A 13,932-nucleotide genomic window follows, 5' to 3' on the forward strand; every position below is an offset into this window, starting at 1 on the left:
CTACTCCCTGAACGGCTCCACCCGCTGCCCGTCCCCCGTATCCCGCCCCCGTGCCACGTCCCGCACCCCCCGCCGCCCGAAGGCGTGGGCGAGGTCGCGCTCGGACAGCCGCAGGGTGGTGGGTCGCCCGTGCGGGCACGACCAGGGCTGCTCGCAGAGGCTCAGGGAGGCCAGCACCGCCTCTCCCCTGTTTCCGTCCAGCATCCCGGCCTTCAGCGCGGGCGCGCAGGCGAGCCGGGCGAGGACATGGCGGCGGGGGTCAGGGTTCTCCCCCAGCGCCGCCTCCACGATCTCCTCGTGCAGCCGGGGCACGGGCAGCGCGGCGAGGACGGCGGGCAGGGCACGCAGCCGCGCCAGGCCCGCCCCGAAGTCCTCGATCATAAGTCCCCAGGCCCGCAATTCGGCCCCGCGCTCGTGCAGCCGGGCCACCTGCTCGGGCGTCAGGTGCAGCAGCTCGGGCTCGGGGAGTTCGACAGGAGGCGCCGAGCCCAGCGCGCGGGTGAAGTGCTCGTAGAGGGCGCGTTCGTGCGCCGCGTGCGCGTCCACCACCCACAGGTCGCCCTCCCCCTGCGCGAGGAGGTACAGCTCCTGGTAGACCCCGACGAGCGTGAGTTCGGGGAAGTTACCCCGGGTGGGCGCGGTCTGAGGCTCCGGGGGGGCGATCAGGCTGGGCGCGTTCCGGGCGAGGGGATGCGCGGCGAGGGCCGCCGTCACCGCCTCCCGCACCCGGGCCGCCACGCCGGGCAAGTCAGCGAGGGCGACGACCTGCTTGGCCGGGTGGACGTTCGGGTTGTGGTCCTCGGGGGCGATGCGGAGGTCGAGCACGCACAGCGGGGCGACCCCTGAGGGGATGAGTTCGGCGAAGCCCTCGATCACGGCCCTCTCTAACTCGGGCGGGGCCAGCACGGGCCGACCGTTCACGCTGAAGTGCATCCGGTCGCGGCGGGCGCGGGTGAGTTCGGGGCGGGAGACGACGCCGCACACGCCCCCGGCGTCCACCCGTAAAACGCGGTTCGCGCTCAGCGGCCCGTACACGCTCGCCACCGCGCCCCGGTGGTCGGCAGGCGCGTGGGTGAGGCGGGGCTCGCCGTCCACCGTCAGCCGCCAGTGCAGACCGGGGTGGTGCAGGACGTAACGGCCCACGAGCGCGGTGATCTCACGCGCCTCGGCCGCCGCCGGGGCCTGGGTGCGCAGCCGGGCGGGCAGGCGGGCGAAGAGGTCCCGCACCGTCACCGTCGTCCCCGCCGGAGCGGAGGTGCGGCGCACGGTCACGTCCTCGCCCGAGGCGCTGACCTCCGCCGCCCCCACCTGCGCCGCCGGGCGCGTCACCAGATGCAGGTCCCCCGCCTGCGCCGCCGCCCACAGCGCCTCGCCCCGGAAGCCGAGGGTCGTCACGCGCTCGACCGCCCCCGCCTCCGGTTCCAGCTTGCTCGTCGCGTGGCGCACGGGCGCGAGTGATACCGCGTCCGCCGGGATGCCCGCCCCGTTGTCCCGCACCCGCGTCAGCAGGAGGCCGCCGCCCTCCACCTCCACCTCGATGCGCGTGGCTCCCGCGTCGAGCGCGTTCTCCACGAGTTCGCGCACCACGTCGAGCGGGCGGGAGACGACCTCGCCCGCGGCGATCAGCCGGGCGACGTGGGGGGGAAGGACGCGGATGGTCACAGGCTCCTGACCTCCTTCTCCTCGCCCTCGGCGGTGCTGCGCGCCTCCCGCTGCCAGGTGTGCAGAAGTTCGAGCGCCTGCATCGGCGTCAGGCGGCTGAGGTCGAGGGTGGCGAGTTCGCGGGTGAGCTTGCGGTCGTCGCCCTCAGCGTTGAGGGCGGTCAGCAGCCGCGCCGCGCGGGTGGTCACGGGCGCGGGCAGACCAGCCAGCCGCGCGACCTCCACCCCGTAGGACTGGCGGGCCGCACCGGGAATGACCTGATGGTAGAAGGTGAGCCCCCCCGCGTCCTCCTCGGCGGCGACGTGCAGGTTCACCAGGCCGGGGTGCTCCGACTCCAGCCGCGTCAGCTCGAAGTAGTGGGTGGCAAACAGCGTGTGAGCGCGGGTCGCGTGCAGGTGTTCCAGCGCCGCCTGCGCGATGGCGAGACCGTCCAGGGTGGAGGTGCCCCGCCCCACCTCGTCGAGGATGACGAGGCTGCGGTGGGTCACCCCGTGGAGGATGCTCGCCAGCTCGCTCATCTCCACCATGAAGGTGGAGCGGCCCCCCGCGAGGTCGTCGCTCGCCCCGATGCGGGTGTGGATGGCGTCGTAGATGGGCAGTTCGGCGTGGTCGGCAGGCACGAAGGAGCCGACCTGGTGGAGCAGGGCGCACAGCGCCACCGTCCGCAGGTACGTGCTCTTGCCCGCCATGTTCGGCCCGGTCAGGAGGAGGGTGTGCCGGGTGTCGTCCAGGTGCGCGTCGTTCGGCACGAAGCGGCCCCCGGTCGCCCGCTCGACGACAGGATGGCGGGCCTGCACGAGCCGCGCCCCGCCCGTGACGGACTGGGGCCGCACCCAGCCGCGCTCCACCGCCAGTTCGGCCAGCGCCGCGATCACGTCGAGTTCGGCGACCGCGCCCGCCGCCTCGGCCAGCGCGTCCGCGTGGGCGGCGAGGCCCGCGCGCAGGTCGGTGAAGACCTCCGCTTCGAGGCGTTGCGCGGAGGTCTCCAGCCGGGCGATCTCGCGCTCGCGCTCGCGCAGGTCGGGGCGGGTGAAGCGGGCGCGGTCCTTGAGGGTGGCGATCTGGCGGTAGTCGGCGGGGACCTTGCTCAGGTTCGGGCCGCTGACCTCCAGGTAGTAGCCGAAGACGTTGTTGAACCCCACCTTCAGGCTGCCGATCCCGGTCCGGGCCCGCTCGCTCGTCTCCAGCTCGGCCAGCCAGGCGCGGTGCCCCAGCGCCTCGCTCCGCAGCCCGTCGAGTTCGGCGTGGAAGCCGTCGCGGATCAGGCCACCGTCCCCGATGCGGATGGGCGGGTCGTCCACCAGCGCCGCGCGGATCAGCGTCACCACGTCGGGCAGGGCGCCCAGCCGGGCGCGGACGGCGCCGAGAAGGCCGTCTTGCGCCTCCAGCAGCCGGGACGCCTCGGGTAGCAGGTCGAGGGTGCGGGCGAGCGAGGCGACCTCGCGCGGGGTGGCCCGCTGGGTGGAGACGCGGGCGGCGAGGCGCTCCAGGTCGTGCGCCCGGTACAGCAGCGCCCGGATGGCCCCCCGCAGGTCGGCGGCGCGGGTCAGCGCCTCCACCGCGTCGAGCCGCGCCCGGATGCTGAGTTCGTCGAGGAGGGGGGCGCGCAGCCAGGCCCGCAGCCGCCGCCGCCCGCCCGCCGTGCGCGTCTCGCTGAGCACGTCCATCAGGGTCATGCCCTGGGGGGCCTGCGCCTGGAAGACCTCCAGCGCCCGCACCGCCGCGTCGGGGAGCCGCATGTGGGCGCCGGGCTCGAAGCGCACCACCCGGCGCACCATCTCCAGCCGCCCCTGCTGGGTCACGCGCGCGTACCCCAGGACCGCCCCGCACGCCCGCACGAGGGCCGCGCTCGTGAGCGAGCCGGGCACCTCGCCGAGCGTCTCTTTCAACTCCGCCCGGGTGGCCTCCTCGTCGAAATTGGCGGGCGAGAGCATGACGGGAAAACGGGTCTGGAAGTCGGCGAGGAGAGCGGGGTTCCCCGACAGCTCCGGCGCGAGCAGCACCTCCCGCGCCCGGTGCCGCGCGAGTTCGTCGTAGAGGGCCGTGCGGGTGTGGAAGGCGGCGCAGCGGAATTCGCCCGTGGACACGTCGAGGAGCGCGAGGGCGTAGCCGTCCCCGGTCGCCACCGCCGCGAGGTAGTTCTCGTCAGCGGTCAGGTGCCGCTCCTCCGTCACGGTGCCGGGCGTGAGGAGCTGCGTCACCTTGCGGTCCACGAGGCCCGAGCCCGGCTCCTCGATCTGGTCGGCGACGGCCACCCGCACCCCCGCCGCGAGGAGCCGCTCGACATTGTGGTCGAGGGCCCGCACCGGCACGCCCGCCATCGGCGTCGAGAAGTCCCGGCTGCTCTTGTGGGTCAACGCGATGCGCAGCAGCCGGGAGGCGCGTTCGGCGTCCTCCCCGAAGGTCTCGTAGAAGTCGCCGACCTGAAACAGCAGCAAGAACTCGGGGTGCTTATCCCGCAACGCCACGTACTGTTCGAGCATCGGCGGCAGCACCCCCGATCCCGTCCCCTTCAACACGCTCTGCGGCACACCCACCGGCATGGCTGGAGAATAGCCCACGCCGTTCTGTTCACGGCGGAACGGGCGTTGCAATTGGACACGGCACAAGAAAAACCGCCCCACGGGGAGGCGGGGCGGATGGAGTGGGTGGGCTAGCGGAAGCGGGAGAACCTCTCCAGGGCCCTGAGGCTCTGAACGCCCAGGGGGGAGGCGCCGCCGCTGTTCAGGAAGACCCAGTTGTTGGGGGAGCCGCCACGGACCACTGAGCCGGTCAAGTCACCGTTCCCATCAAATTGAAGGGTGAGGCTGACCTTGTTCCAGCCCTTTTGCAGACTCACGTCGACATCGCCCTTGAACGTGTCGCCGCCGTTCGTGCAGCTCTGCGTTCCCCTGACGGTCACGCCACGGTCCACGTACAGCAGTTGACCCAGCACGGCCTCGTAGCCGGTCACCGTTCCGGCGCCGTCAACCTTGGTGGTGACGGACAGGGGAGAAATGCCGCCGCTCTTCGTCGCGCCCTCCGCCCCGATCACCAGAGCCGTGCCCTGCGCCTGGCTGGTGCTGACCGTGACCGTCCCCGTGCAGTTGTCCTCCTCGTCGTTGAACTCGTCGGCGGTGATGGCCGCCAGCGTTCCCGTCGCGGGCGTGGCGGGAAGGTTGAGCCTGAACTTGCCGTCGGCGGCGAGGGGCGTGGTCACCACGTTCTGGGGCTGGGTCCCCTCCACCGTGTACGCCCTGACGGAGCCCGCCCCACCCGTCCAGGCGCTCGTCGTGAGGGTCAGGGCACCGTTGCTCGACGCGGTGAGATTCCCCTCCACGACCGTCCCCGACACAGTGGTGAGGTTGCTGGGGACGTTCGTGCGGTCACAGGAGGCGAGCAGGAGGACGGAGCCGACCATCATCAGGGCACCAAGCTTTTTCATACGCCACTCACCGTAAAGGCTTTGCGACCCCCCAGGTTGCAGATGTGACGCGGGAAGATGGGGGCGCCCCCGTCCTTCAATGTTTGATAAAGCTCCTCCAGCCCAACCCCGACCGGGAGCGGGGGGCCGTTTCAACCGCGTCCCACCCCCCACCCTCTTCCCCGCCCCCTCCCGTAGCATGGCCGCATGAGTTACCACCCCTACGACCCGCGCATGGCCTTTGACGCGCACCGCAAGCTGACCGACGGCGACGTGCAGGACCTCAAGCCCCGGGGCTGGTGGGGCGACGACGGCAAGCTCTACCGCGATTTCACCTTCGACACGTACCAGGCGGGGGTGGACTTCGTGGTGAGGGTGGCCGCGCTGGCGGAGGAACAGGGGCACCACCCCGATATCCGGCTCTCCTACCGCCGCGTGCGGGTCAACTACTTCACCTACGACGCGGGCGGCGTGACGGGCCTCGACATCGCGGGGGCACACGCGGTCGACCGGCTGGCGGAGGCGGGCCAGCCTTGAAGCTCCAGATTCCCGACGCGGACGTGTTGTGGGACTCGCTCCCGCCCGCCCGCCGCCATGAGATGGAGGTCACGGTGGGCTCCGGCGACCTCGACGACCTGAACCACGTCAACAACACGGTCTACCTCGCGTGGTGCGAGGGGGTGGCCCGCGCGCACGCCCTGCGGCTGGGCATGGGCACGGACGCCCTGATCGCCCTCGGGGCCGTGCCCGTCGCCCGGCAGCACACCATCGTCTACCACCGTCCGGCGTACCTGGGGGACCGGGTGCGCGTCCGCACGGCGCTCACCGTGACGGGGGGCGTGCGGAGCGTGCGGGCGTACACCCTCGACCGCCTCGGCGAGGACGGGCAGGAAGTCCGCCTCGCCGAGTGCGAGACCGAGTGGGTGTGGGTGGACCCGGGCAGCGGGCGCCCCAAGCGGACCCCTCAGGAGGTCGTGCGGGCCTTCGGGTTCTAGGGCGTGTGCTGACTATCGGCCTGAAGCTTGCCGATGGTCAGGGGAGCCGAACCTTCTTCAAGACAGTTGTAGTCTTCCAGGTGCCAGTGAGCCCAATCGGAAACACCTTCTACCGTGAGGCCGAGGAGCAAGCGGGCCAATGACCTCAATCCAGCATCGTTAGCCCGCAAGTACACGCTACCTTCCTCGACACGAACTGAGATTTCAAAACCTTCCTCCCATTCAGCCCTGAGACCGTCTTGGAGAGTGTAGTCAGGTATGTCGAGGATGAGCTTTGGCATGACATCAAAGGATGGCGTACTTTGGGTGCGGCTGACCAGTTTTCTCTTACCCGCCGACTGGCGGGGCCTCGGGCAGGCTGCCCGCCGGGAACAGCACCGCGCGGGCCGGGGCGCCGTCCACCCGGGCCAGCGGGAGGGGCAGGCACATCAGGTCGTACTCGCCGTCAGGGACGTGACTGAGGTTCAGGCCCTCCAAGATCAGGAGGCCGGTCTCGCGGCAGGCGGCGTGGGCGTCCAGCGTCTTGCTCGTCAGGGGGTCCACGCTGGGGCTGTCGGTGCCGATGAGCTGCACGCCCCGGCGGGACAGCTCGCGGATCAGGGCCGGGTCGATGGCGGCGAACTCCCCCGGGAAGGTCTCCCAGTGGGCGGGCTGGCCGGTGTGCAGCAGCAGCCGGGGCGGGAGGCCCTGCGGCAGGCCCTCCAGCACCTCCGGGCCGACCAGGGGACCCCGCGCCGTGACGACGAGGCAGCGGCCCACGTACGGCTCCAGACCGAGTTCCTCCAGCCGCAGGCCCGCGTCGTCGTAGTGCCAGGGGGCGTCGACGTGGGTGCCGGTGTGGGTGCTCGCGTGGAGCTGGGACGTGTTCACGCTGTCTCCCCGGGCGATCTGCGCCATCGGCTCGACCACGAAGGGGGGATCGCCCGGCCAGGTGGGGTGCCCGCTGACGAGCTGCCTGGAGATATCGATCATGGGGGGAAGGATAGAGCGGTCAGCTCTCAGCGATCAGCTTTCAGCAAGAAAGCCGGAAGCCCGGGCGAAAGCTCCTCCTGCTGAAAGCTGACGGCTGACCGCTTCCCTCACGTCCCCGGCGTGCTTCCCGGAAACACGGCCACGCGGCCCACCATGTAGGCGCACCCGTACAGGAAGAGGGTGACGACGGGCAGGAAGCGCAGGCCCCGGCGGTGCTCGACGAGGCGGCCCCTCACGAGGACCTCGATCACGTAGAGGCTGAGCAGCACGAAGGCCGTGTACATCCAGTGTTCCGGGTCGCGGGAGGGGTCGTAGGGCAGGCCGTACTTCGTCAGGCCGCCGCCCACGTTCACGGCGCTCGGCACCTTGGCGCCGCCCACGGCGAGGATCACGCCCGTCACGGCGGGCAGCAGCGTCAACACCCACACCACCCGCAGCGCCACCAGAAAGCCCGTCCGCACCGTGCCCTTCAGGGCCGGGCCCAGGCTCCAGAGGAAGAGGACCAGCGTGCCCAGCGCGAGGGGCGTGGGAAAGAGCAGCGCGAGCGAGCTGCCGAACTGAACGTTGTGAATCAGCCGCAGGAGGTCCATGCGCCCCAGCGTAACGCGCCCCTCACCCCTCCCCCGGCAGGTCGAGATGCGCCTCGGGGGGCAGGTGGGTGCCGGGCCGCAGGGAGGTTCCGTCCGTGGCCCGGCGCACGGTGAGCGACGCGGGCACGTCGGCGAGCAGGATGTGCCCGCCGCTGCGGGTGAGCTTCAGCCCCGCCAGGACCGGCGCCCCGAACGCCTCCCCGAGGTCGGTGACGCCGGGGGGCAGGGTGAGGGCGTGGTCCCCGTACGGCCCGACGACGTGCAGGGCCACCCCCTCCGCGCGCAGCCGCAGCGGCAGCCCCAGCCCCACCAGCGTGCCCAGCGGCGGCCACGGCGAGCGGGCGGGCCGCGCCACCGCCACGCCGAGCAGGGTGCCGGGGCGGATCACGTCGCCGCCCTCCAGCAGCCGCGCCCCCTGGCTGACCTCCAGGTCGGCGGGCACGCGCAGCACCCGCAGGCCGCCCTGCGCCTGTTCGAGCCGCAGCCCGCTGAGGTGCGGCACCCGCCCCACCTGCCCGAGGTCGAAGGGGCCGCCGAGCGGGGTGGACACCGCCGTCACCAACCCGTTCGCGCCGACGAGGGCGAGCGTGCGGTCCTCGCGGTACTGGAGGCCCTCGACGGTCGGCGGGGGTGGGGCGGGGCTGGGGCGCGCGGCGGCCGGGAGTGGAGGGCGCGGGCGGGCGCGTGATCGGCGGCGCCGGGCGAGCAGGAGGAGCCCGCCCAGCGCGATCAGCCCGAGCAGGACCGCGAGGAGCCAGGGGAGGAGGCGACCCCGACCCTCGGGACCGGAGCTGTTCGGGGACACCGGGGGCGTGGGCCGCGGAAGAACCGCCACCCCACCCCCGGCCGCCGTCACGCCCGCCAGGGGAACGCTGCGCCCGCCCGCGAGGGTCAGGACCGGCGTCACCGCACGCCCCGGCTCCAGCCCCGCGTTCGTCAGCCGCACGCCGAATTCGCGCCCGCCCGGCAGGCGCACGACCTCACCGCCCAGGCCGGGCGTGGGGCGCAGGGTCGCGGTGGTGGCCTCTTCCAGCCGGTAACGCAGCGTGACCGTCTCGCCGGGCGCGAGCGTGCGGTCGGCCCCGGGGTTGAGCCAGGTCAGGCTGGGGGCCGGGGCGACGTTCAGGCGCAACAGGACGCGCCGCACCTGCCCCCCGGCAGTCTGCGCGCAGAGCAGGGCGGGCGTGCCGGGAGGAACGCGGCCTTCGACCCTCAACTGCACCTGCCCATCCGTGACCTGGGTGCCCGAGAGCCTCACCCGGTCCCCGGCCCCGCCCGCCGCGAGGGTGAGGGCCGCGCCCTCGGGCAAGGGGACGGGAACCTGCCCCGGGTCGCGGACGGTGAGGACGCCCCCTCCCAGGCGGCCCAGGTCCGGCACCTGGCCGACGGGCACCGTCAGGCCGTCCCCGTAGCCGCTCGCCCCCAGCGCGGCGCGGGCGGCGGCGGGGATGTCGGTGCCCAGCGCCACGTAATGCAGCGTGTCGAGGGGGCCGCGTCCCCGGAAGGCGGCGAGGGCGTGGGCGGGGCTGGCGCGGTCGTCCGGGTCGTTGTCGATGCCGTCGGTGAGGATGAAGACGGTCGTCGCGTACCGCTCGCGGGTGCTCAACGGCGCCAGCGCCCGCGCCACGCTGCGGTAGAGGTAGGTGTTGCGCCCGTCCGCCCGCAGCGCGGCGAGGTCGGCGTTCCAGCGCGCGGCGTCCCCCGGCAGCGCGTAGCTCTGCACCCGCCTCGGCCCGGTGTCGAAGGTCACGAGTTCGACCTGATCGGGCCCCGCCCCGCGCACGTAGTCCCTCACCGCCGCCTTCACCCGCCCGAAGATGTCCGCCTTCCCGTCCCCGATCCCGCGCATGCTGCCGCTCGTGTCGAGGATGAACACGGCGCGGGTCTGGGTGGGCAGCGGCCCGGCGGGAAGGGCGCAGGCGGAGGGCGCGGGCTGCGCGTGGGCGAGGCTGCCCGCGAGCAGGATCATGAGGGCGGAAACGCGGCGCATCGGGTGCCCATTGTGCCCCGAGCGACCCGGAACGCCAAACCCCGGCGGCCCCTCCTCCCCCGCCCGGAAATTTTTCCCGCGCTGGACGCCCTCCAGCCCGACCGCCCCGATCCCTATTCGGGCCACCGGATTACGCCATTTACGTAAAATATTTGACCCATTTCAACCCAGCAGGTATACTGTCAGGACCTTCGGGGGCGCACCTGGCGCCCGTTTTTTCCGAATCGAACCTTGATCGCCGCGCCCTCACCCGGGGCGCTGCCAGGAGGACCATGACGCAGACCCACGATTACGACGCCAGCTCCATCTCGATCCTCAAGGGCCTGGAGGCCGTGCGCAAGCGGCCCGGCATGTACGTGCAGGGCGGGACCGGCGTGGACGGCTACCACCAGCTCCTCACCGAGATCATCGACAACGCCATCGACGAGGGCCTGGGGGGCTTTGCCGACGAGGTGCACGTCATCATGCACGCCGACGGCTCGGCCACCGTCACCGACAACGGGCGCGGCATTCCCGTGGACCTCATGAAGTCCGAGGGCCGTCCCGCCATCGAGGTGATCTTCACCGAGCTGCACGCGGGCGGCAAGTTCGGCGGCGGCGCGTACAAGGTGTCGGGCGGCCTGCACGGGGTGGGGTCGAGCGTGGTGAACGCGCTGTCCACCTACCTCGACGTGACCGTGAACAAGGGCGGCGAGCTTCACCACATCCGCTTCGAGCGCGGTGCGGTCGCGGTGCCGCTGGAGGTGCTCGGCAAGACGCCGGGGAACGTGCAGTGGGCCACCCAGGTCACCTTCCACCCCGACCCCGGCGTCTTCCACGAGTTCGAGAACCAGTTCGACTACGACCGCATCCGCCGCCGCCTGCGCGAGCTGGCGTACCTGACGGGCCTGAAGATCGTCATCCGCGACGAGCGCACGGAGCTGCATGCGGGCGACATCAAGGAAGAGACCTTCCATGAAAAGGGCGGCATCGCCAACTTCGCCCGCGCGCTCGTAATCGACGACGGCAAGCTGCTGTACGACCAGCCCATCGTGATGAGGGGCACCCACAGCGACGTGGAGGTCGAGGTCGCGTTCATCCACGCGAACACGTACTCCAGCGACAACATCCTGACGTACGCGAACATGATCCGCACCCGCGACGGCGGCACGCCGCTGACGGGCTTCAAGACCGCGTACACCCGCATCCTGAACAAGTACGCCAGGGACAAGAACCTGATCAAGGCGGGGAACCCGGTGCCCGGCGGCGACGACCTGCTCGAAGGGATTTACTGCGTGGTGTCGGTCAAGCTGGGCGACCCGCAGTTCGAGTCGCAGGCGAAGGTCAAGCTGCTGAACTCGGAAGCCCAGACCGCCGTGAACGCCGTCGTGGGCGAGAAGTTCGCGGAGTTCCTGGAGGAGAACCCCAGGGTCGGGCGCACCATCGTGGAAAAGGCCGCCGAGGCCGCCCGCGCCCGCGAGGCCGCGCGCAAGGCCCGCGACATCGTGCGGCGGAGCAACCCCCTGGAGAACGACGACCTGCCCGGCAAGCTGGCGGACTGCTCCAGCCAGGACCCCTCCGAGAGCGAACTCTTCATCGTGGAGGGGAACTCGGCGGGCGGCTCGGCGAAGGGCGGGCGGGAGCGGCGCTTCCAGGCGATCTTGCCCCTGCGCGGCAAGATTCTCAACGTCGAGAAGGCCGAGCTGAACAAGATCCTCAAGAACGCAGAGATTCGCTCCCTGATCGGCGCCATCGGCGCGGGCGTGGAGGGCACGGGCGACAACGTTCACTTCGACCTGTCCAACCTGCGCTACCACAAGATCATCATCATGACCGACGCCGACATGGACGGCGGGCACATCACGACGCTGCTTTTGACCTTCTTCTTCCGCTACATGCGCCCGGTCGTGGAGCAGGGGCACCTATACATCGCGCAGCCGCCGCTGTACCGCATCACGGTGGGCGCGCAGACGAAGAACAACAAGGGCACCTACCTCTACACCGAGGAGGAGCTGAAGGCGCACGTCGCCCGCGCGACCAAGGAAGGCAAGAAGTACGAGATTCAGCGTTTCAAGGGCCTGGGCGAGATGAACGCCGAGCAGCTCTGGGAGACGACGATGAATCCCGAGGTCCGCGTCCTCAAGCGCGTCAGCATCGAGGACCTGATGGACACCAACCGCATCTTCGAGGACCTGATGGGGACCGACGTGACGCCCCGCAAGGACTTCATCCGGGAGAACGCGCGGTTCGCGGAGATCAGCGTCTAAGGGAAGCAGGACCAGGAAAGACCCGCCCTCACACCCGGGCGGGTCTTTCCTGTTGAATCAGCGCCGCCCGACCGCCCACTCGATGAACGAGGCCAGGTCCACCGACTGCCGCTCCAGACTGGGCAGGTGGACGTACATCATGTGACCCGCCTCGTAGAACGTCTCACGGATGTTCTCCCGCAGGGCCGGGGCGAGGCCCAGATGGTCGAGCGTATGGCGGGTGGCGTGGTACGGCGTGGCGAAGTCGTAGTAGCCCGACGTGACGAGGATTTTGAGGTGCGGGTTCTGATGCATGGCCTTGCGCAGGGTGTCGGAGACGCGCACGTGCGTGTTCTCGAACTCCTTGAAGCTCCAGGGACGCACTCGCCCCGATATGATCTCGTAGGGCAGATCGGACTCGAAGCCGAGTTCGACGCGGACGTAGTGGTTCATGGCCGCGGTGTAGGGGCCGAGGATGGCGCTCAGGCTCGGGTCGTACTCGGGCCCTTCGCCGCCCGCGTCCCGGTCGATGCCAGTAAAGCGGCTGTCCAGTCGCCCCACCGTGCGGTTCTGATCGCGCAGCAGCTCCTTGCAGAAGCGGTCGAGGGTCACCCGCAAGTCGTTTCGCAGCACGAAGTCCACGCTCAGGCCGGTCAGCTCGGCGTACCGCTCGGCCACCCGCCGCCTTTCCTCGGCGCCCAGGCGGGACCCGGCGTGGAGGGCGCGGGCGTACTCGCCGTCCGCGAACGCCTCGGCCTCGCGCAGCACCTCGGGCAGGGTGCGCCGAGCCGTGAGCCTGCCGTGATACCAGGCGGTCGCGGCGGCGGTCGGCAGATGCACGAGGTAGGGCAGGTCGTGGCCCGGCGTGAAGTCCACCGTGGAGAAGTCCAGGATGGAGCTGACCAGCAAGATGCCGTTCAGGTACAGGCCGTGGCGCTCCTGGAGGTACCCGCTGAGGCCCGCCGCGCGGGTGGTGCCGTAACTCTCCCCGATCAGGAACTTGGGGCTGAGCCAGCGCCCCGCCCGGCTGGTCCAGAGGCGAATGAAGTCACCCACCGACTCGATGTCCTTTTGAAAGCCGTGAAAGTCGCCCGGCTTCTCGCCCTCCGTCACGCGGGAATACCCGGTACTGACCGGATCGATGAACACCAGGTCCGAGTGGGTCAGCAGCGTGAACTCGTTGTCTACGAGGTCGTAGGGAGGCCCGGTCAGCGCTCCGGCGTCACCCATCACCACCCGGCGTGGGCCGAGCACGCCCAGGTGCAGCCACACGGAACTGCTGCCCGGCCCACCGTTGAAGCTGAAGGTGACGGACCGCCCACGCGGGTCCGGCTGACCGTCCAGCGCGTAAGCCGTAAAAAAGACCCGGGCGCGGGGCTTCGACCCCTCGGACTCGCCCTCCTTGGCGTGCTTCTCCTCGGCCAGGACCAGCGTGCCCGCTGTGACGGTGTAGTGGAGTTCGCGGCCATTCACGGTGACGCGGTGGTGGGTGACACGAACCTCGTCCTGAGACCGCTCCTCGTCCGGGCGGCCCTTCTCGCCCACCTGGACCTTGACCTTCACCTCGGCGTCCTGCTCCGCCGTCTGCCTCTCCTGGTCTTCGCTCATGGGTAGGTCAGTTTTACCGCGCCCGGAGAGGGAATGGGCGGGCCTCAGGTTTAGAAAGGCGCTTCTCCTCGACAAAGTGCATCAATCGCCGTGCACACGCCCTCAAACTGCCCCAACACTTCCGCATTCCTGAAGCGCGCAACCTGGATGCCCGCCGCCGCGAGCTGCCATGTCCGCTCGGCGTCGTACTCCACCGCCGCCGAACCGTCGTGGCTGTGCCCATCCAGTTCGATGCACAGCCTCAGGGAGGGGCGAGTAGAAATCTAGGATGTAGCCGTGAAGCGGGACCTGACGCCGGAACTTGACCGGATAGGGCGGCGCTCAGAAAGCTTGTCACCCTCAGCCCTTCGCTGCGCTCAAGGGTAACTTCCGCGAAGGGTTCCTCAGTCTTGGGATGTTTCTCCGCTCAGCATGACAACCCTTCTGCGCTCCGCCGTAGGTGCGGAGGAACTCGAACCAGAGTTTGCGCGCGGCGGGGGTCTGGCTG

Annotated in this window: 12 protein-coding genes; 3 read left to right on the plus strand and 9 right to left on the minus strand. The window is 70.8% G+C overall.

Annotated elements, in window-relative coordinates:
* The 3 genes from mutL to IC605_RS02960 form a co-directional block, all read right to left on the minus strand.
* The gene (gene mutL / locus IC605_RS02950; RefSeq protein ID WP_216318646.1) at positions 1-1,662 is read right to left on the minus strand and encodes a DNA mismatch repair endonuclease MutL; all 1,662 of its coding nucleotides are present in this window, start codon (positions 1,660-1,662) and stop codon (positions 1-3) included.
* Positions 1,659-4,205 carry a DNA mismatch repair protein MutS gene (gene mutS, locus IC605_RS02955; protein ID WP_216318648.1) on the minus strand — a complete coding sequence of 849 codons (2,547 nt, stop codon included), beginning with the start codon at positions 4,203-4,205 and terminating at the stop codon, positions 1,659-1,661. The genes mutL and mutS overlap by 4 nt, the downstream gene beginning before the upstream one ends.
* A gap of 110 nt (positions 4,206-4,315) precedes the next feature.
* Positions 4,316-5,086 (minus strand): hypothetical protein, encoded by a 771-nt coding sequence (locus IC605_RS02960; RefSeq protein WP_216318650.1) that lies wholly within the window; start codon positions 5,084-5,086, stop codon positions 4,316-4,318.
* 186 nt (positions 5,087-5,272) lie between these two features.
* On the opposite strand from IC605_RS02960, the gene IC605_RS02965 reads away from it, so the two are divergent.
* Both IC605_RS02965 and IC605_RS02970 read left to right on the plus strand, forming a co-directional pair.
* Positions 5,273-5,602, plus strand: coding sequence for a 4a-hydroxytetrahydrobiopterin dehydratase (locus tag IC605_RS02965; RefSeq protein WP_216318652.1), 330 nt, complete (start codon positions 5,273-5,275; stop codon positions 5,600-5,602).
* Entirely contained in the window at positions 5,599-6,060 is a 462-nt protein-coding gene (locus IC605_RS02970; protein ID WP_216318654.1) for an acyl-CoA thioesterase, read from the plus strand. Before IC605_RS02965 ends, IC605_RS02970 begins: the two co-directional genes overlap by 4 nt.
* Here the strand turns inward: IC605_RS02970 and IC605_RS02975 are convergent.
* The 4 genes from IC605_RS02975 to IC605_RS02990 form a co-directional block, all read right to left on the minus strand.
* Positions 6,057-6,341, minus strand: coding sequence for an Imm32 family immunity protein (locus IC605_RS02975; RefSeq protein WP_216318657.1), 285 nt, complete (start codon positions 6,339-6,341; stop codon positions 6,057-6,059). The two genes, IC605_RS02970 and IC605_RS02975, sit on opposite strands and share 4 nt — an antisense overlap.
* Positions 6,342-6,387: 46 nt before the next feature.
* On the minus strand, positions 6,388-7,032 hold the full coding sequence (locus IC605_RS02980; RefSeq protein WP_216318660.1) for a cyclase family protein: 645 nt from the start codon (positions 7,030-7,032) through the stop codon (positions 6,388-6,390).
* Positions 7,033-7,139: 107 nt separating this feature from the next.
* Complete coding sequence (locus IC605_RS02985; RefSeq protein WP_216318663.1) at positions 7,140-7,622, minus strand: hypothetical protein; 483 nt, start codon at positions 7,620-7,622, stop codon at positions 7,140-7,142.
* 22 nt (positions 7,623-7,644) lie between these two features.
* Positions 7,645-9,612: a vWA domain-containing protein gene (locus IC605_RS02990; RefSeq protein WP_216318666.1), complete on the minus strand. Its 1,968-nt coding sequence runs from the start codon at positions 9,610-9,612 to the stop codon at positions 7,645-7,647.
* A 272-nt stretch (positions 9,613-9,884) separates the two neighbouring features.
* On the opposite strand from IC605_RS02990, the gene IC605_RS02995 reads away from it, so the two are divergent.
* Positions 9,885-11,858, plus strand: coding sequence for a DNA topoisomerase subunit B (locus IC605_RS02995; RefSeq protein WP_216318668.1), 1,974 nt, complete (start codon positions 9,885-9,887; stop codon positions 11,856-11,858).
* Positions 11,859-11,915: 57 nt separating this feature from the next.
* On the opposite strand, the gene IC605_RS03000 is transcribed toward IC605_RS02995, so the two are convergent.
* Together IC605_RS03000 and IC605_RS25525 are read right to left on the minus strand one after the other, a co-directional pair.
* A complete protein-coding gene (locus tag IC605_RS03000; protein WP_216318672.1) occupies positions 11,916-13,445 on the minus strand; it encodes a S10 family peptidase in 1,530 nt (509 codons plus the stop codon).
* Positions 13,446-13,495: 50 nt separating this feature from the next.
* Entirely contained in the window at positions 13,496-13,708 is a 213-nt protein-coding gene (locus tag IC605_RS25525; protein WP_216318839.1) for an endonuclease domain-containing protein, read from the minus strand.
* Between the last annotated feature and the right edge of the window lie 224 nt (positions 13,709-13,932).

It is taken from the genome of Deinococcus aestuarii (assembly GCF_018863415.1).
Taxonomy (GTDB): Bacteria; Deinococcota; Deinococci; order Deinococcales; family Deinococcaceae; genus Deinococcus; species Deinococcus aestuarii.

Bases quoted from the DNA above. Each gene is read 5' to 3' on its own strand.
- IC605_RS03000 (WP_216318672.1), bottom strand. From the start codon at position 13,445: ATGAGCGAAGACCAGGAGAGGCAGACGGCGGAGCAGGACGCCGAGGTG.
- IC605_RS02985 (WP_216318663.1), bottom strand. From the start codon at position 7,622: ATGGACCTCCTGCGGCTGATTCACAACGTTCAGTTCGGCAGCTCGCTC.
- IC605_RS02980 (WP_216318660.1), bottom strand. From the start codon at position 7,032: ATGATCGATATCTCCAGGCAGCTCGTCAGCGGGCACCCCACCTGGCCG.
- IC605_RS02960 (WP_216318650.1), bottom strand. From the start codon at position 5,086: ATGAAAAAGCTTGGTGCCCTGATGATGGTCGGCTCCGTCCTCCTGCTC.
- IC605_RS02965 (WP_216318652.1), top strand. From the start codon at position 5,273: ATGAGTTACCACCCCTACGACCCGCGCATGGCCTTTGACGCGCACCGC.
- mutS (WP_216318648.1), bottom strand. From the start codon at position 4,205: ATGCCGGTGGGTGTGCCGCAGAGCGTGTTGAAGGGGACGGGATCGGGG.
- IC605_RS02990 (WP_216318666.1), bottom strand. From the start codon at position 9,612: ATGCGCCGCGTTTCCGCCCTCATGATCCTGCTCGCGGGCAGCCTCGCC.
- IC605_RS02975 (WP_216318657.1), bottom strand. From the start codon at position 6,341: ATGCCAAAGCTCATCCTCGACATACCTGACTACACTCTCCAAGACGGT.
- IC605_RS02995 (WP_216318668.1), top strand. From the start codon at position 9,885: ATGACGCAGACCCACGATTACGACGCCAGCTCCATCTCGATCCTCAAG.